Origin of the sequence: Candidatus Phycosocius spiralis, from assembly GCF_030158815.1 — a bacterium.
Classification (GTDB): Bacteria; Pseudomonadota; Alphaproteobacteria; order Caulobacterales; family Aquidulcibacteraceae; genus Aquidulcibacter; species Aquidulcibacter spiralis.
Genome location: NZ_BPFZ01000002.1, coordinates 153188 through 169465, shown reverse-complemented (window position 1 = coordinate 169465; position 16278 = coordinate 153188). Strand labels below are relative to the sequence as shown.

Sequence of the window (16278 nt, the reverse complement as noted above, 5' to 3'; positions counted from 1 at the left end):
GTCCAGCTTTTGCCCCGATTAGACGCAGCTTTGTGTGCTCAAAATCCCTTGCGGGCCCTAACGCTTGCCCGGTTCGACCACCAAAACACGCAAAACCCAACCAGTAGGACAAGCAAGGGCAGAACGATCCCTAAAAGGGTGATTAGGGCCGTTTTAATTCCTGCCACCTCTTTACGTACGCTTTCTTGCAATTGGCGCAGGCGCGCCCGCAGTTCGCTTATGTCGTTGCGGTAGCGTTTGATTTCCCCATTGGATGCATCAGGTGCCGCCTGGCCCGATCCAGCCTCCAGCTCCGCCAATTGGCTTTCAGCTTGGGCTAAGCGGGTGGTTAGAACCTCTTCTTCTTCCAAAACGCGCGCCTGTGCCGCTTTACGAACCCGCTCAACAACAACCAGCGGGCGCATGGTTTGACTGCGGGAGCCTATGTTCAAAAGCTTTTCTTGGCCCGCTAAAGTGTCAAGGGCATTGAGAATAAAGCGGCCATTATCTGCCACACTGCCATCGGGTGTGAGATAAAGGCTATCGGCTAGAAAATCGACATCGCCCACAACCACCAAGCGCGCTGGCATCTGGCTCTCTTTCAAAAAGCGCGTCGCCGAACCGGATGGATCGCCCTTTGGAAACGCGGATTTAAGCTGCCCCGTGACCTTCGCGCCAAGGACGGTGCGCTCCCCAAGGCTCTCCCAGTCTAACGCCACATCCTGCGGGCTGAGGCCAGAGATCGCGCGGCTAGCGCCAAAACGCATGGTATCTGCGCTGGTGGTTATTAAGGGTTCAAACGTAAGCCCGGGCGTGTCTAAGAAAGTCACTTCGCCAGGGGTAGCCAGATGCAGGCCTTGACGGAGCGCGCGGGTGATGGGGTTGGTTTGGGTTAGGCCTTGGGGTCCCACACTAAAAACAATCGGCTGTGGCGCAATGATGGGGCGGCCATTGATATTGGTTTGGACCGGTAACGCGCCCAGACGGTCGGCGATAACATCACCTTGCACGCTAAAGCCCCAAGCCCGCGTTAAATTGCCAAGGGCTGTGGTGGCTGCAATTTGCCCGCCGCCATTATCATTGGATACCAAGCTTGCAGGATCTAGTAAGATTAAAAGAGCCCCACCTTGGAGGGCATATTGGTCGAGAAGAAATTGTTGACGGGGCTTCAAGGCATAGGGCTGGGCGACCATAATCACGTCATAGTTGCTAGAAAGCGCGTTGAATTGGGGGTCCAACACCGTCACGTCCATATCTTGACTTAGATCGTGCGCGATTTGGGCTACAGGCTTGGCGATCCCTGTGACGGGGTCGCGGTCATAGAGCCAGGGCAGGCTAGTGATCACACCAAGCCGGGTTGGGCGATTAGAGGCTAACTTTGTGATCGCCCGCGTCAAGACATATTCAAGGTTCGCTTCTTGATCGGGGGCCAGAAGCGGTAAGACCTGCCGGGGGCCGAGGTGTGAGGTTAAAACCAGTCCAATATAGGCAGGCGCATCGTCTGGATTGGCATTTGAGATCGGCGTTAGGCCAAGCTTTCGCGCTTGTTCCTCCTGGCTGGTAAAGGGGGCGGGGTCATGGACGCGCAGGCTAAGTCGCCCAGCTGAATGGGCCACATAGGTTTTGAGTAAATCAGTGATGCGCTTGCCATAAGCGCTTGCGACCGGGTCTTCGAGCAAGGCTGTCTTAGAGACATACAGATCAATCTTAATTGGCGCTTTAAGGTCGGCTAAAATCGCCACTGTCGCATCAGAAATCGTATAAAGCTTGTTGTCCGTGGCATCATAGCGCAGGGGTGCGAGCCATCGGCCGCTGATCATTGAGGAGCCAACGAACAAAACGCCAATCACGAGGCAAGCCCAAAAGGTAAATAGGGGTTGTTTCATAGGCCACCCACGCGCTTATTGGTCACAAAGAGGAACGTCACAGCGAGCCAAGCGGCGATCAAGCTCATAAAAAATACAATAGCGCGTACTTCAATCACCCCGCGCTGGAACCCGTCAAAGTGATCTTGAATGGATAAAGCGCACAACATCAGAGCGGCTTGATCGCCGATTAGGCCCGCGAAAATGGTGCTCACGATCGGCAGACCCGCTGCCGTAAGAAGCACGCTGATAGAGGTGGCGATCACAAAACTCATCGCTTGACTGGAACTGGCCGCCGAAGCCGCCATCCCAATCGCCAGATAGGCTCCCGCCATCAAAAAGGAGCCGCAAAAGCCCACCAAGGTCGCGCCATGATCAACCGGGCCCAAAAGCGCGATCCCAAGCCATAAAGTGGTGCCCAAAACCAGCATCAAAGCCACCAAGGTCCAAGCTGCCGCAAATTTTGCGAGCACCAAGGCAGCACGCGAGACAGGCAGGGCAAGCAAAGTCTCAAGCGTGCCGCGGCGCACCTCATCACTCCAAGTCCGCATGGCAAGCGCAGGCATGAGCACCGCATAAAGCCAAGGATGGAATTGAAAATAGCTTGATAAATCAGCGCGACCCGCTTCAAATAGGCCACCGAGCTGAAAGGTCGCAAGGACCGAGGCCGATAAAAACCCCGCGATGAAGACATAAGCGACGGGGTGCGTGAGGTCTTGGAAAAGCTCACGTCGGTAAATGGCCCAAAAGCCTTGCCAGAAGCGCATTACGGTTCAACCACCTCTGGTGCAGCATTTAAGCTAGCCCGTGCATCGGCAAGGGCGAAAAAGCCATCCTCCAGCCGCCCACTTGGGGTCCGCGCGCTCAAAGCTTCCGGGCTCTCATCGCCACAAATATGGCCGTCCCAAATGGTGATCACGCGGGTACATAAGGCGCTAATCTCATCCAGCACATGGGTTGAAATCAGGATAATACGCCCCGGCGATAGGCTTTGGATCAAAGCCCGGGACGCGCGTTTTTGTAGCGGGTCTAAGCCATCGGTTGGCTCGTCCAAAATCAAAACCTGGGGGTTATGGGCAAGCGCGCCCGCGAATGCGACCCGCTGACGATAGCCTTTTGAGAGGCGACAAATCCGCTCATCCGCCACCGGCTCAATTTGCGTCCGCGACAAAGCAAGGGGTAAAGCGACCGCAATCTCCTTACGGGTAAAACCACGGGCTGCGAGTAAAAACCCGATATAGCTGCGCGGCGTCATATCATCATAAAGGGGGGCATGTTCGGGCAGATAGCCCATGAGAGCCTGCGCTGATTGGCGCTGGGTCCGAAGATCAAAACCCATGACGCTAACTTTGCCCTCATCAGGTTGCAGCGACCCGGCTATCATCCTAAGCATTGTGGTTTTGCCCGCACCATTGGGCCCGATTAATCCCGCAATCTCTCCAGGCTTAAGGGTAAAGCTGGCAGGCTCGACACCCTGTCTGCCCCCGTACCTTTTTGAAAGACCCTCAATGATCAACATCCTGGCTTGCCCTTGAACATGGAAAGCGGTTTAGCGCAGGTTAAAGCCCCTTGGCAGCGGCCAAGGCAGCAAGACTTGTTTGTGGACGCGCACCAAAATGGGAGATGATTTCAGCGGCCGCTAAAGATCCTAACTTGCCACATACCTCAAGGCTGCGCCCAGTCGCGAGACCAAAAAGTACACCCGCCGCATAAAGGTCGCCAGCCCCGGTGGTATCGATCACGGCAGATACAGGTTCAGCGTCAACGCTGACAATCTCATCGCCACGCGCCAGAACCGAACCTTTTTCAGAGCGTGTAAGGGCAATAAGACCACAATCTTTGCGAGCAGCGGCCAAAGCGGCATCAAAATCTGCAACCTCATACAGGGCTTTGATTTCCTCCTCATTGGCAAATAAAATGTCGATGTGATGGGCGACCAGATCGGCGAAGGCCGACCGATGGCGATTGACGCAAAATAGGTCCGATAAGGTCAGCGCGACTTTGCGGCCAGCATTATGGGCAAGTTTAGAAGCCTCGATAAAGGCCGTTTTGGCTTCATCGGCATCAAACAAATAGCCTTCTAGAAATACGATTTGCGCATTGGTGATCTTCACGGTGTCTAAATCTTCTGGGGATAAGAGGATCGAACAACCAAGATAGGTGCTCATCGAGCGTTGGCCATCGGGGGTGACATTGATCATACAGCGTGCGGTGGAAGGGCCATGGGTAAAGGGTGGCGTATCATATGCTACCCCACCTGCGTTTAAATCATGGCGAAATACTTTGCCCAATTGGTCATCGGCGACTTTACCAATATAGGCCCCTTTGCCTCCCAATGACGCGATACCAGCTAATGTATTGGCCGCTGAGCCGCCCGATGTTTCTTGGCCTGGTGCCATAGAGGCATAGAGCTTTTCCACCATAGGCTCATCAAAGATCAGTGTCATCGCGCCTTTGGCAATGCCATGTTCCGCCAAGAAGGCTTCGGTGGCAGGGGCGATGACATCGACAATAGCGTTGCCGATACCGCAAACATCAAATGAGGTAGGCATGAGGGCTCCAAGCGCAGGTGTATAGCCTGTTGCACTAGACGTTTGCGGAACTTGGCGCTAGCGGCTTGGGCATGAAGCCAATCGCCATGCTTGTCACCCATGAATTTTATCCAAGCCGCCCGGACCGTGCGGAGCCTGATTATGCCCACACGCAGCTGGATTTGCTACAAGGTGCCTTTGCGCCCCATGGGGTCATGATCGAACCTGTATTCTGGCAAGATTCAGGCCAAGACTGGGCCGCGTGTTCGGCGGTCTTGCCGCTTCTGGCATGGAATTACCCCCAACAGCAGGCCCTGTTTTTAGCGCGCCTTCAAGAGATTGAGGCGGCAGGGACTTTACTCTTGAATGAAGGACATGTGGTGCGCGCCAATATGGATAAAAGCTATTTGTATGACTTGGCGAAGCGCGGTGCCCCGGTTCCGCCGACCTTAATGGTGGAGGCTTGCACACCTTCGGTGATACTTTCGAGTTTTAATGCTCTGGCCGCCGATGAGATCATCATTAAGCCGCGCATTGGCGCGGGCGCTTGGCGTCAAGCGCGGCTCAAGCGCGGGCAAGACGTGCCCCCCGCCGAACTTTTACCCCCAGAAGGTGCTTTGATCCAACCCTTCTTGCCCCATGTCGCGGATGAGGGTGAGTTATCCATGTTGTTTTTTGGCGGGCAGTTTTCCCATGCTCTGATCAAGCAGCCCAAAGCAGGTGATTACCGCACCCAGGGCCAGTTTGGTGCTGTGGAGACAGGGATTGATGCGCCCGATGGGGCGCTTGAAGCAGCAAATGCGATCCTAAAAGCCACGGACAATTTGGAATTGACCTATGCCCGGGTTGATTTGGTGCGTGGTCCAGACCTGAATTGGCTGTTGATGGAATTGGAATTGATTGAGCCTTGGCTTTATCTCAAGCTCGATCGCCAAGGCGGCCATCATGGTGCGAAGCTCTTGGCCCAAGCAGTGATGGCGCGCCTAGTTGAGGGCGGGGCTTAGGCTTTCCCCGCGCAGCAAGCGTGGCAAATCCCCGACATCCCCTCCGGCGTGGCTCGCAAAAAACCGCCGCGCAGGGCCAAGGGCATCTACCAAACCAAGTCCCAAGGTGCGTAGCGCCCGGATCGGTCCAATGTCGTTGGAAAAGAGGCGCACAAACGCGTCACATGAGATCGCCAGCGTCATAGTATCGGTGCGCCGCCATTGGGCGTAGCGCTCTAATACTGTTAAGTCGCCTAAATCTTGGCCCAAGGCTTTGGCTTCAACAAGTGTTTCAGCCAAAGCGGCAACGTCCTTTAAACCCAGATTGAGCCCTTGCCCGGCGATGGGGTGGATGCCATGGGCCGCGTCGCCCGCTAAAGTGATCCGTGGTTTGGCCCAAGTGGCCGCCAGTTCCAAGGACAGTGGCCATGACCAGACGGGTGCGTCTAAAGTTACCTTGCCTAGAAAATCGCCAAAGCGGCGCGCTAATTCGGCTTCCAGTGCAGCAGGGCTCAGGCTTAACAGCGCCTTGGCGCGGGATGTTTTCTCCGACCACACAATATTGGCGCGATTGCCCGTTAAGGGCAGGATGGCGAAGGGGCCGGTTGGTAAAAAATATTCATGTGCGACCCCGCCATGGGGCTGCTCCATCGCCACAGTGGTGACGATAGCGGTTTGATCATAGCCCCACCCATACGTGCGAATGCCGGCTTTTTTGCGCACAAATGAGCCCCGTCCTTCCGCCCCAACCAACAAAGGGGCGGTGATTTTAGTGCCAGATTTCAGTTTGGCACGTACAGCGCCTGGTTCGACTTGGATGTCCAAAATCTCATCTTGGGTAAAGCGCGTGATCCCCGGTCGTGTCGCGACTTGAATATCTAACGCCAAGCGGTTGCGGCGATTTTCTATCATCCAGCCCAAAGGCTCGGTTCCTGACCCAGTTTCACGGTGGTCAAAATGCAATGTAAGGGCAGAGGGGCCGCCTTGGCGTCCCGGTGTGCCGATGCGGCCATCGCTGACCAAAATATGCTCAATCGGTTGCACCTCACCCAAATGCTGGGCAATGCCAAGGGTTTCCATCATCCGATAAGCGGCAAAACCAATCGCCGCTGCGCGGCCATCAAAGCTTTCCTCCAACACCGCCTCTGCAGCAAGCCGGTCAATGACGGCGATCTTTAAGCCTCCTTGATCCAGCGCCAAGGCAAGGGTTAGCCCAACCAGCCCGCCACCTGAAATGATCACGTCAAAGGCTTGATCGGGGGCTTGATCGGGGGCTTGATCGGGCTGGCTCATCCATGCGTCTCCGCAAAAAACTGATTGGCGTCCGTGATCAGGGCCTTGGCCGCAGCACTGACAATCTTGCCGCCAATTTCGGCTGTGGCTTGGGTAGGGTCAGAGCCGATGCGCCCATCAGGAAAGCGCCCACGATAATCGGCGGCATCGCGAATGGGGCCATTGGGTGCGATCTTGGGGTTTAATGTCACGTTCCCAAGACTGGCCCGCTCTGGATAGGCCCAATAGGTGACGGCAACTTCGGACGCTGTGGCGTGGGAGCCATGGCCCACTGGAAAGAAATCGAGGCAGATGCGTTCGATCTGAGGCAATTCCCACCAGTTTTTGAGCATATGGGCAAAGGGTGCTGCCTCGCCCCGCAAAGAATAAGGCGCATAGGTTTCCGCAAATGCGGCCTGGATCGTTGCGACATTGCCGCCATGGCCGTTGATCCAATAAAGCCGATCAAAACCAGCGCGCGTGAGGCTAGCGGTCCAATCCACAATCGCTGCAATCATGGTGGATGGGCGCAAGGTCATGGATCCCGGAAATGCCATATGGTGTTGGGCCATGCCGATGCTGAAAGGGGGTGCCAGCAACAGGTCATCTTGCTTTTCGGCTTCCCGCGCAATGATGTCAGGGCATAAAGCGTCGGTTCCGATTAAACCGGTTGGGCCGTGCTGCTCATGGCTGCCGATGGGAATGATGATGCCGCGTTTGCCATCTTGGAGCCGCTGCGCGATTTCGGGCCAGGTGGCCATAGACAAAAACATCGTCAAATCCTTATGCGATCAAGCGCCATTAAGCGCATCTAGTTTATACTGTCAGCTCTTGGAGAAGTTTGTCACCCAAAGCATGGCCCGATTGCCACGCCGATTCAATGCGTGGGCCGCTGAGCCAATCGCCACACACACCAATCCCGCTTTCAGGGTCAAACGCGCAGCCAACCCCATGTTGTCCGTCAACCCGGGCATAGCGCCAGCGGTGCGCCAAGCTCACCAGCGGCTTCTGTGTGGCGTCGCTTAAGCTCAACAATACCTCTAGCAAAGCTTCGGCTATCACGTCTGCGGGTGCTTCAAGGTGCGCTACGGACCAATCCGCGCGGGCCTGCACGACATAGGCAGGGGGGCCACTTCGTCCTGGCTTATGCAGGCTGGTTGAAACCACATCCAAAACCGGGTGATCCTCAAAGCGCATCAAATCCCAGTCCAAGTCCAAGGGCGCTTCAAACCCAAACATGCCAGTCCAACAAGGTTGCGATGATACAGCTTGCGCTAATACTTTCAGGCTAGGGGCCTCACGGCCAATCAAATCGCCGACTTGTTCAGCGGGCACAGCGCAGATAATGTGGGTGTAGGTTTCGCTTTGGGTTGCGTCCTCAAACACCAATTGCCACGCCCCTTTTTCACCGATCAGGCCTGCAACCCGCTGGCCCCAAGTGGGGTTTAGGTCACGCGCCAGCCCGCGCACCAGGGCGTTCATGCCGGGTGTGCCGATATAAAGCGCCTCCGCGCTCAAGCTTTTGGTGTGGCCGCCTTGGGCCATATGAAGGAAACGGCCAGGCCATCGGGCTACAAAGCCCAAGGCCTCAAGCTGCGCAATTTCGGCTTTAAAGTGGGGGTCACGCGCCGTGAAATACTGGGCACCATGGTCAAAGCTGATTGGTCCATAGGGGCATTCAACCCGGCGCGTGGATAAGCGCCCGCCGGGCCCCCGGCCCTTATCGAACAAAGAGACAGAGACGCCAGCACGCGCCAACACCCGCGCGCACGATAAGCCCGCCACCCCTGTTCCAATGATCGCAATCTTGTGCAATTGATCATCCCTTCAAGGCTTAAGGTAGCGCTTTATTGGAGTGAGAACAGGCACCAACGCATCTGTATCGCACACACCTTTGCCCAGCGCACGAACTTGCATCTGTCGCCTTCGTGTGGAGTAGTTAGCGCGAGAGCAGAGCCCCCCATCGGAGATTCTATGGGCCTTTATGATATTCTGGTTTATCTGCACGTGCTGGCCTTTGCGGTTTGGCTGGGCGGGGGCTTGGGTGTTGCTGTTTTAAACAACGCCATTTTTGCCCGCGGCAAATCCATCGATACACGGCTGGAAATCGTGCGGCTCTATCATCTCTTGCAAATGGGACCCCGAATGGCATGGGTGGTCACTTTGCCCTTATCGCTGAGCTTGGTTGATCTTGCGGGCTATTGGGATGTGCCGACATGGGGCCTTCGCTTCGTTTGGCTAGTTTCGGTTCTATGGTTTGGGCTCATTTGGGCCATATATGGGGCCAAAAACCCCACAATTGTGGCGCGCCTCAAAGAGATAGAGCAGGGATTAAAGCTTGTTTGTGCTGCATTTTTTGGTATAATAGGATTGACATCTACGCTGGGTTGGGGACCCTTGTTCGACGCTTGGCTTGCGCTAAAAGCGTTCACTTTTAGCGCCCTTTTTGCCGCTGCTTTTTTTAGGGATCAAAGTGCGCAATCCATGGATCAATGGGTGATGGATTTGACTGAACGTAGGACCGATTGGGCAATAGAACAACCCCTGCGCCGTGCATTGCGTAAGGTCGGTTTTTGGTCTTGGACCTGTCTGATCCTTGTGTTTATCGCTGGCTTCCTAGGCACCGTTAAACCAGGTTAGTCTAAGCCAATTACAATCGGATAATGCCTTCGCGGATCAAGCTGCGTGCAGTATCGGTGATGCTGGTGCGCACCGGACGCGGTGCCCAACCCAGCATGGTTTTGGCTTTGGAGCTATCGACAATTCTGACTTGTTCAAGCTCAAACTGAATGCTTTTAACAACGGGATCAACCAGTCCAATCAAGCGCACGAGCCAACTTGGTAAGCGACCCGATGGCACTTTGCGTGCCTGGGTACCCAAATCGTCCTTGAGTACCCGCGCGATCTCTTCCATCCAATAAAAATCACACCCGCCCATAAAGCGCTCACCAGCCGCTTTTTCATGGGTCATGGCGCGCACATGTAAGTCGGCAATGTCACGCACATCAACCAAACAGAAGCCCAAGCGTGGAATGCCAGGATAGGCCCCATTGAGAAGCTTTTCGACGATCTGGACCGAGGTAGAAAAATCTGGGCCAAGAACAGGTCCAATTACGGCACTGGGATTGACCGCTGTAAGCTCCATAGCGCCGCCTTCCTTGGCCATAAAGGCCCAAGCCGCACGCTCCGCGATGGTTTTTGATTTGACATAGGCGCTGCCGGTTCGTGGACTGTTTTCATCGGTCCAGTCAGCTTCGGTGTAGGGTGCGGTCCGGGTGCTTTCGTGGCCATAGGCCATGGCGGCCATGGAGGATGTGAGGACCACCCGTTTAACCTTGGCGTCGCGGGCAAAACGTAGCGCCCGCAATGCCCCTTCGCGCGCTGGAATGATCAAATCATCTTCGTGATCGGGGTTCTTCGCGGGAAAAGGGGAGGCGACATGTTGCACATAATCAACCCCCGCCATCGCCTCAGCCCAACCACCATCGCGCATCAGGTCAACGGCAAAGAAGCTCAAACGGTCGAGATTAGGGGTGAGTTTCTTAAGTGTCTCGCGCACCTCAGGCTCCCGACCCAAATTACGGATCGTGGTGCGGACTTCATAGCCCGCCTCTAACAATTGGGCGATGATAAAGCCGCCAATATAGCCAGACCCACCGGTCACCAGCACGACACCTTGCTTAGACATAGTCACAACTCCTTGCGGACAATTGCGGCGCTTTAATCCATCAATTTTTGCAGGAGATAAGTAGCTACTAAAGCGCGTTGCTTGGCGCTTTCAACCAGATTGGCCGCCGCCGAATGACCCCCATCAATGTTTTCATAATAGAAGAAGGGCATGCCCAAGCTTTCCATTTTGGCGGCATATTTGCGCGCATGGCCCGGATGCACGCGGTCATCTTTGGTGGAGGTCATAAAAAAGGCCTCAGGGAATGGGCTGGTCTTTTTGAGGTTCTGATAGGGGCTGAATTTCTCCAGCCAAGGCCGCTCCGCCGCCACATCAGGATCGCCATATTCATCGACCCAAGACGCGCCCGCCAGTAGCTTGTGATAGCGCAACATGTCCAGCAAAGGCACTTGGCAGACTACAGCTTGGAACAAGTCTGGGCGCTGTGTCATCATCACGCCCATGAGAAGCCCGCCATTGGAACCACCTTGAATGCCAAGTCGGCGTGGGCTCGTTATTTTGCGGGTAATCAGATCTTCAGCAACGCCAATGAAATCATCATAAATCACCTGACGTTTGCCTTTGAGGCCCACTGTATGCCAAGCGGGGCCAAATTCCCCGCCACCACGAATGTTGGCCAAAACATAAACGCCACCGCGCTCTAGCCATAATTTACCGTTCATCGCCGAATAATTGGGCAACATAGACACTTCAAAGCCGCCATAGCCATATAGCAAAGTCGGGGCCTGACCGTCTAAGACCAAGCCCTTTTTGGCGATCACAAAATAGGGGATTTTAGTGCCATCCTTGGAGGTCGCTTCAAATTGATTGACCTCTAGCCCTGAAGCGTCAAAGCGCGCGGCTTGGGCTTGTACGGTCACCGGCGCAACATCGGATTTGGGCGCAAACAAAATCGACGGTGGGGTGATAAAGTCATTATAGGCAAAAAAGACTTCGTCCTGGCGTACGCCCGCATCCACAACTGAGGCCACCCCATTGGCCGGCAAGGCCACGGGTTTAAAAGACCAGCTACCACTGGTGTTTTGCTGATAGTGGCGCACAGCGCTTTTCACATTGGTCGATAAGGTAACATAAAGCCCATCCTTTGCCATCGACACATCTTGCAATGCTTCGCGGGGGCCAGGTGTGTAAAGGGTCGTGACTTTGATCGCCCCTGTTTTGGCGGTGAGTTGACTTAAAGGCGCGCTGACTAAAGCACCAGCCGCAATCGCTTTTTTAGCACCGCGCGGCGTCCAATCTTCTTGCAGCGTCAGATAGATTTGCCCGTCCCGCATGCCGACCAAATTATGCTTGCTGGGCAAATCCAGCATCAACGCAACATCTTTAGGGCCAAGATAATAGGTTTGGGTCGTAAAAAAGGTAGGGCTGCGGTATAGAAAATAATGGTAGGTCTGCCCATCATCGACCCGGTAAGCCCCGGCTGACACGTCTTTTGGCGTACCACGGAAGATTTCAACGGCTTGGCTCAGCTTCTGACCGCGCTTTAAGCGCTTGACGATGTAGGCATAGCCACTTTCCGTCATTGTGCCCTCGCCCCAATCGGTGGCGACCAACAGCTGATCTTGATCAACCCAAACAGCCGAAGACTTGGCTTCGGGCAGTTCAAAGCCACCCACAACAAAGCTACGTGTTCTCACGTCCCACTCACGCTTGGTATCGGCATCTTTGCCGCCATTGGACAATTCGAGCAGTACTTTGGTGTTCCAAAGATCATGGGGATCAAGCGGGTTTGAGCCTTGATAGACCCAGTTCTTGTCCTCATCCTTGGCCAATTTATCTATGTCAAGTACGGTTTCCCACATGGGTTTACCGTCGCGCCAAGCCTTAAAGTCAGCCCGCCGCCAGATGCCGCGTACATGGTCGGTATCCTGCCAGAAATTGCTGACATAGCCACTGGCATAAGAGCCAAAAGTCAAGCGATCTTTGGCCCGTATGATATTGAGGGCATCTTCTTCAAGCTTCGCGTAGCGAGGGTCGTTCTTCAGCTTAGGCAAAGTGCGATCATTTTGGCTCCGTACCCATGTGAGCGCGCGTTCGCCTTCAACTTCTTCAAGCCATAAAAAAGGGTCGGCTTGGGCCGCATCTGATGCAGCTTGGGCCAGGGCTGATGTGTTCAAAGCTAAAAATCCTAGCGCTGTTGAAGATAGAGCGGTCAAAAGGGTGCGACGATTCATGATCACCTCAAGTCAAAGTTAAAAGCAAAAAAGCCAAATGCGATTTTGGTCAGGTCGTTGTGTCTTGAGATGTGCCTCATGCCTTGTCCCTTGTTTCGTCCATAAGTGGCTTGCCATCTGCGTCGGTAAAATATTTGGCCAAAAAGATCATATTGATTATCCAAAAGGCCATATTGATCGCCATATCACCCCAAGTATTATAAGTCACCCACACCACCAAAGGCTGGGTACGCCACACCGCTTCGTTGATCATGGCAAGGCTAAGATACATAAGGCCCGCCCGTTGCGCCAGACCGTGCCATTGCACATCTGGCATATGAAGCGCGCCAGAAAACAAGGCTTTCACAAGATTGCGCTTGAGCAAGACTGAACCCAATAAAGCTAAGCCGATCAGACTATAGACCAGGGTTGGACGCATTTTGATGAAAATATCATTCTTAAGCCATAATGCTAAGCCAGAAAAAATCGTGATCATCACGAAGGTGAACAGGCCCATCGAACTGATCTTTCGCTCTTTCCAATAGGAGAACACAAAGCCAGCCACCGCTGCGGGAATGAAAAACGTGGTGGCAAATAAGACGGCCTGATCGCCACTAATGGCTTTGGCAAATGCAGGCACCCCATGCTTCTCAGCTTGGGAATAAGCGACAAAAAACACCAAAGCAGGTCCCAGATCGCTAAGAAGCCTGACCCAGCTCGCCCCGGCTTGGGGTGGTGGGGTTGTCTTGGACGGAGTGTCTTGGCTGGGCATTTTGGGGCTCTCATCTCTGAAATAGGGGGCTAAAGCCAGTCGGGCAAAATTTCCGTGCCGAACATGTCTTCATAGGATTGGCGTGGCCGCACCACTTGCCAGCGATCACCGCTGACCATCACTTCGGCGGCTAAGGGGCGCGAGTTATAGGTTGAAGCCATCGCAAACCCATAAGCACCCGTGCTCATAAACGCCAACAGCTCACCCGATTGAATGGGCGGCATAAGGCGTTCTTCGGCAAATGTATCGCCGGTCTCACACACGGGACCTACGACATCGATGGGGGTAAGCGCGGCATCTGGTCTGGCCTGTTGGATGGGCAGTAACTGGTGATAGGCCTCATAAAGTGCTGGTCGGATCAAATCATTCATCGCTGCATCGACCACCAAAAAGGACTTGCCGCCATTTTCCTTGGTAACAATAACCCGCGATACCAGAACCCCGGCATTCGCTGCAATCAGCCGCCCGGGCTCAATCTCAAGCTCAACGTCCAAATGACCCACCAATTTGCGCACCATCGTTCCATAAGCGGCCAAATCCGGCCCAATCCCGTTTTCATCATAGGTAGCAGCAAGGCCCCCACCTAAGTCCAAACGAAATACATCCAAGCCGCGTGTGCGAAGCCGCACCACACAATCAGCCAATTTTTGGTAGGCCAGCTCCATAGGGGCAAGGTCGATAATCTGGCTGCCAATATGGACCGAAAGACCGACAGGGCGAACCCCCGGCATTTGGTCGGCTAAGCCGTAAAGTTTTTCAGCAAGGTCTTGGCTAACCCCGAATTTATTGCTGGCTTTGCCAGTCGTGATCTTGGCGTGACCGCCTGCGCCAACGTCTGGATTAACCCGGATGCACACATCTTGCACCTGACCCAGCTCTGCCGCGATGGTTGAAATGCGTTCTAATTCGCTCATACTTTCAATGTTGATCTGGCGCACCTTGGTTTCTATGGCAAAGCGCAATTCTTGATCTGTTTTACCCACGCCCGCAAAAACAATGCCTTGTGGCGCGATGCCTGCATGTAACGCACGCCGGATTTCGCCTTCTGAGACCGTATCCGCACCAGCTCCTAAAGCTGCCATAGTGGCAATCACCGCGCGGTTGGAATTGGCTTTTACAGCATAGCAAATATGGACGGGTAAGTCACCAAAGGCGGCTTTCATCACCTTAAAGTGATGTTCTAATGTAGCATGCGAATAGACATGAACTGGCGTGCCGACTGCCGCGGCAATTTTCGCCAATGGCACAGCTTCTGCACATAAAGTACCATCCAGATAATCAAAAAAACGCATGGATGGCCTATTTGGGTATGTCGGTTGTGGCGCTGGATGAGGTTTTTTCTGCCTGTTTCTTGGCCGTTTTGTCTGCCGCTTCCGCGGCTTTTTCGGCCTGCTGCGCATCATAGGCTGCCCGATCAGGACCCCACATAGGAGGTGCTTTTGCCAAAGGCCCTTTGGTTCCGCAGGCCGACACGAGCGCGAGCAGAGCAAAAGATTGAGACAGCTTGGCTTTCATGGGTGGGCTTTCTTAGACTTTAACTTGATGAATGCATTTGACGGGCAGATAGGGCCATTGGGGAGGTGTGCAAGCTATAAAACCTAACACCACTGCAATTTATGGTCTATTTGGTGTTCATAGTTAGCGATTGGCACCAGCGCGCCACTTGCTCTTTTACCCGCACTGGCGCTGTCCCGCCATAGGAGGTGCGTGACGCTACCGAGGCTTCAACTGATAACAGCGCTATAGCTTCCATCGTGATACGCGGTTCAATCGCTTGAAACGTCGTCAATGGCACCTCCCGCAGTTCACCAATGCCAGCGGCTTCCGCCGCTTTAACCACGGCCCCGGTGACATGGTGTGCCTCACGAAACGGCATGTTTAAGTTCTGTACCAGCCAATCGGCTAAATCTGTGGCGGTGGAATAGCCAAAGGTCGCGGCCTTGCGCATGGCGGGGCGGTTAAAGACGATCGTGCCCATCATACCAGCCATCGCCCCGACACATAATAAATAGGCTTCAAAGGCCTCAAAGGTCAGTGCTTTGTCCTCTTGTAGGTCCTTGGCGTAGGCCAATGGCAGGGCCTTGACGATCATCATCAGGCAGTGGGCGTTGGATGCGATGCGCGCAACTTTCGCCCGGATCAGCTCTGCTGCATCGGGATTGCGCTTTTGGGGCATGATGGAGGAGCCCGTTGACCATGCGTCTGACAGCTGCGCAAAGCCAAATTGTGGCGACGTCCAAAGCACGACTTCCTCGGCTAAACGCGATAGATGCACGCCACTTATTGCCAAACAATTGAGTGCTTCCATCGCAAAATCCCGGCTTGCGACCCCGTCTATGGAATTGGCCATCGGCCGATCAAAGCCCAGGCTTTGGGCGGTTTTTTCCCGATCAATTGGAAAAGGCGTTCCGGCCAAAGCGGCACTGCCTAAGGGGCTTTCATTTAAGTGGCTGCTTGCCGCCACAAGTCGAATGCGGTCGCGCTCAAACATCTCCACATAGGCCAATAAATGATGGCCAAGGGTGATGGGTTGGGCCGTTTGCAGATGCGTAAACCCAGGCATGATCGCATCCCCATGACAATTGGCTTGCACCACCAAAACCCGCATCAATCCGCTCAAGGCTTCGTGGGCTTGGCTAAGAGCGCCTCGAACCCAGAGGCGAAAATCGGTGGCCACTTGATCATTGCGCGAGCGACCGGTGTGCAGGCGCATACCGGCATCTCCGATGCGCTCTGTTAACCTTGCCTCGATATTGAGGTGGATGTCCTCAAGCTCGACTGAAAAAGGAAATGTCCCAGCCTCAATTTCAGTTTCAATGGCGTCTAAGCCCGCTTGTATCGCTTCGCCATCGGCCTGCGTAAGAATACCCGTGGCGGTAAGCATTGCAGCATGAGCCTTTGACCCGGCGATGTCCTCGCGCCACATATGGTGATCAACACCGATGGATGCATTGATGGCGTGCATGGTTTCATCGGGGCTGGCGGAAAATCGGCCACCCCACATGGTTTGACCTTGGGATAGACCCAAACTGGCT

General features: G+C 54.5%; 15 protein-coding genes. 2 read left to right on the top strand and 13 right to left on the bottom strand.

All coding sequences use genetic code 11. The features are described from left to right. Positions 1-38: 38 nt before the first annotated feature. The 4 genes from PsB1_RS02490 to PsB1_RS02475 are packed head-to-tail and all read right to left on the bottom strand — an operon-like array spanning position 39 to position 4396. A complete protein-coding gene (locus tag PsB1_RS02490) occupies positions 39-1865 on the bottom strand; it encodes a GldG family protein (RefSeq protein ID WP_284358828.1) in 1827 nt (608 codons plus the stop codon). Further along, entirely contained in the window at positions 1862-2611 is a 750-nt protein-coding gene (locus PsB1_RS02485) for an ABC transporter permease (protein WP_284358827.1), read from the bottom strand. The genes PsB1_RS02490 and PsB1_RS02485 overlap by 4 nt, the downstream gene beginning before the upstream one ends. Then, on the bottom strand, positions 2611-3363 hold the full coding sequence (locus PsB1_RS02480; protein ID WP_284358825.1) for an ABC transporter ATP-binding protein: 753 nt from the start codon (positions 3361-3363) through the stop codon (positions 2611-2613). Before PsB1_RS02480 ends, PsB1_RS02485 begins: the two co-directional genes overlap by 1 nt. A 40-nt stretch (positions 3364-3403) precedes the next feature. Beyond that, positions 3404-4396: an adenosine kinase gene (locus tag PsB1_RS02475; RefSeq protein WP_284358824.1), complete on the bottom strand. Its 993-nt coding sequence runs from the start codon at positions 4394-4396 to the stop codon at positions 3404-3406. A gap of 71 nt (positions 4397-4467) precedes the next feature. Here PsB1_RS02475 and PsB1_RS02470 point away from each other — a divergent pair, with 71 nt between their 5' ends. Then, positions 4468-5379: an ATP-grasp domain-containing protein gene (locus PsB1_RS02470; protein WP_284358822.1), complete on the top strand. Its 912-nt coding sequence runs from the start codon at positions 4468-4470 to the stop codon at positions 5377-5379. Here PsB1_RS02470 and PsB1_RS02465 read toward each other — a convergent pair. From PsB1_RS02465 to PsB1_RS02455, 3 genes are read right to left on the bottom strand one after another with little or no spacing between them, the layout of a single operon-like run. Next, positions 5359-6651, bottom strand: coding sequence for a UbiH/UbiF/VisC/COQ6 family ubiquinone biosynthesis hydroxylase (locus tag PsB1_RS02465; protein WP_284358820.1), 1293 nt, complete (start codon positions 6649-6651; stop codon positions 5359-5361). The two genes, PsB1_RS02470 and PsB1_RS02465, sit on opposite strands and share 21 nt — an antisense overlap. Next, positions 6648-7403, bottom strand: a complete 756-nt coding sequence (locus tag PsB1_RS02460; protein WP_284358818.1) for a creatininase family protein — start codon at positions 7401-7403, stop codon at positions 6648-6650. Before PsB1_RS02460 ends, PsB1_RS02465 begins: the two co-directional genes overlap by 4 nt. Before the next feature lie 43 nt (positions 7404-7446). Beyond that, entirely contained in the window at positions 7447-8445 is a 999-nt protein-coding gene (locus tag PsB1_RS02455) for an NAD(P)/FAD-dependent oxidoreductase (RefSeq protein ID WP_284358817.1), read from the bottom strand. A gap of 159 nt (positions 8446-8604) precedes the next feature. On the opposite strand from PsB1_RS02455, the gene PsB1_RS02450 reads away from it, so the two are divergent. Next, the gene (locus PsB1_RS02450) at positions 8605-9270 is read left to right on the top strand and encodes a hypothetical protein (protein WP_284358815.1); all 666 of its coding nucleotides are present in this window, start codon (positions 8605-8607) and stop codon (positions 9268-9270) included. A 10-nt stretch (positions 9271-9280) separates the two neighbouring features. Here the strand turns inward: PsB1_RS02450 and PsB1_RS02445 are convergent, their stop codons facing one another. The 6 genes from PsB1_RS02445 to argH all read right to left on the bottom strand — a co-directional run bounded on the left by PsB1_RS02445 (position 9281) and on the right by argH (position 16247). After that, a complete protein-coding gene (locus PsB1_RS02445) occupies positions 9281-10318 on the bottom strand; it encodes an SDR family oxidoreductase (protein ID WP_284358814.1) in 1038 nt (345 codons plus the stop codon). Between the two features lie 32 nt (positions 10319-10350). Continuing rightward, a complete protein-coding gene (locus tag PsB1_RS02440) occupies positions 10351-12492 on the bottom strand; it encodes a prolyl oligopeptidase family serine peptidase (RefSeq protein WP_284358812.1) in 2142 nt (713 codons plus the stop codon). A 76-nt stretch (positions 12493-12568) separates the two neighbouring features. After that, positions 12569-13243, bottom strand: coding sequence for an inner membrane-spanning protein YciB (locus PsB1_RS02435; RefSeq protein WP_284358811.1), 675 nt, complete (start codon positions 13241-13243; stop codon positions 12569-12571). 29 nt (positions 13244-13272) lie between these two features. Beyond that, complete coding sequence (gene lysA / locus PsB1_RS02430; protein ID WP_284358810.1) at positions 13273-14535, bottom strand: diaminopimelate decarboxylase; 1263 nt, start codon at positions 14533-14535, stop codon at positions 13273-13275. Positions 14536-14542: 7 nt separating this feature from the next. Beyond that, positions 14543-14758 carry a lipoprotein gene (locus PsB1_RS02425; protein WP_284358809.1) on the bottom strand — a complete coding sequence of 72 codons (216 nt, stop codon included), beginning with the start codon at positions 14756-14758 and terminating at the stop codon, positions 14543-14545. 106 nt (positions 14759-14864) lie between these two features. Then, positions 14865-16247: an argininosuccinate lyase gene (gene argH, locus PsB1_RS02420; RefSeq protein ID WP_284358996.1), complete on the bottom strand. Its 1383-nt coding sequence runs from the start codon at positions 16245-16247 to the stop codon at positions 14865-14867. Between the last annotated feature and the right edge of the window lie 31 nt (positions 16248-16278).

What these genes read in the sequence shown, in the direction of transcription:
- PsB1_RS02445 (WP_284358814.1), bottom strand. Translation starts at nt 10,318, where the DNA reads ATGTCTAAGCAAGGTGTCGTGCTGGTGACCGGTGGGTCTGGCTATATT.
- lysA (WP_284358810.1), bottom strand. Translation starts at nt 14,535, where the DNA reads ATGCGTTTTTTTGATTATCTGGATGGTACTTTATGTGCAGAAGCTGTG.
- PsB1_RS02485 (WP_284358827.1), bottom strand. Translation starts at nt 2,611, where the DNA reads ATGCGCTTCTGGCAAGGCTTTTGGGCCATTTACCGACGTGAGCTTTTC.
- PsB1_RS02440 (WP_284358812.1), bottom strand. Translation starts at nt 12,492, where the DNA reads ATGAATCGTCGCACCCTTTTGACCGCTCTATCTTCAACAGCGCTAGGA.
- PsB1_RS02490 (WP_284358828.1), bottom strand. Translation starts at nt 1,865, where the DNA reads ATGAAACAACCCCTATTTACCTTTTGGGCTTGCCTCGTGATTGGCGTT.
- PsB1_RS02425 (WP_284358809.1), bottom strand. Translation starts at nt 14,758, where the DNA reads ATGAAAGCCAAGCTGTCTCAATCTTTTGCTCTGCTCGCGCTCGTGTCG.
- argH (WP_284358996.1), bottom strand. Translation starts at nt 16,247, where the DNA reads ATGTGGGGTGGCCGATTTTCCGCCAGCCCCGATGAAACCATGCACGCC.
- PsB1_RS02475 (WP_284358824.1), bottom strand. Translation starts at nt 4,396, where the DNA reads ATGCCTACCTCATTTGATGTTTGCGGTATCGGCAACGCTATTGTCGAT.
- PsB1_RS02465 (WP_284358820.1), bottom strand. Translation starts at nt 6,651, where the DNA reads ATGAGCCAGCCCGATCAAGCCCCCGATCAAGCCCCCGATCAAGCCTTT.
- PsB1_RS02480 (WP_284358825.1), bottom strand. Translation starts at nt 3,363, where the DNA reads ATGTTGATCATTGAGGGTCTTTCAAAAAGGTACGGGGGCAGACAGGGT.
- PsB1_RS02460 (WP_284358818.1), bottom strand. Translation starts at nt 7,403, where the DNA reads ATGTTTTTGTCTATGGCCACCTGGCCCGAAATCGCGCAGCGGCTCCAA.
- PsB1_RS02470 (WP_284358822.1), top strand. Translation starts at nt 4,468, where the DNA reads ATGAAGCCAATCGCCATGCTTGTCACCCATGAATTTTATCCAAGCCGC.
- PsB1_RS02450 (WP_284358815.1), top strand. Translation starts at nt 8,605, where the DNA reads ATGGGCCTTTATGATATTCTGGTTTATCTGCACGTGCTGGCCTTTGCG.
- PsB1_RS02435 (WP_284358811.1), bottom strand. Translation starts at nt 13,243, where the DNA reads ATGCCCAGCCAAGACACTCCGTCCAAGACAACCCCACCACCCCAAGCC.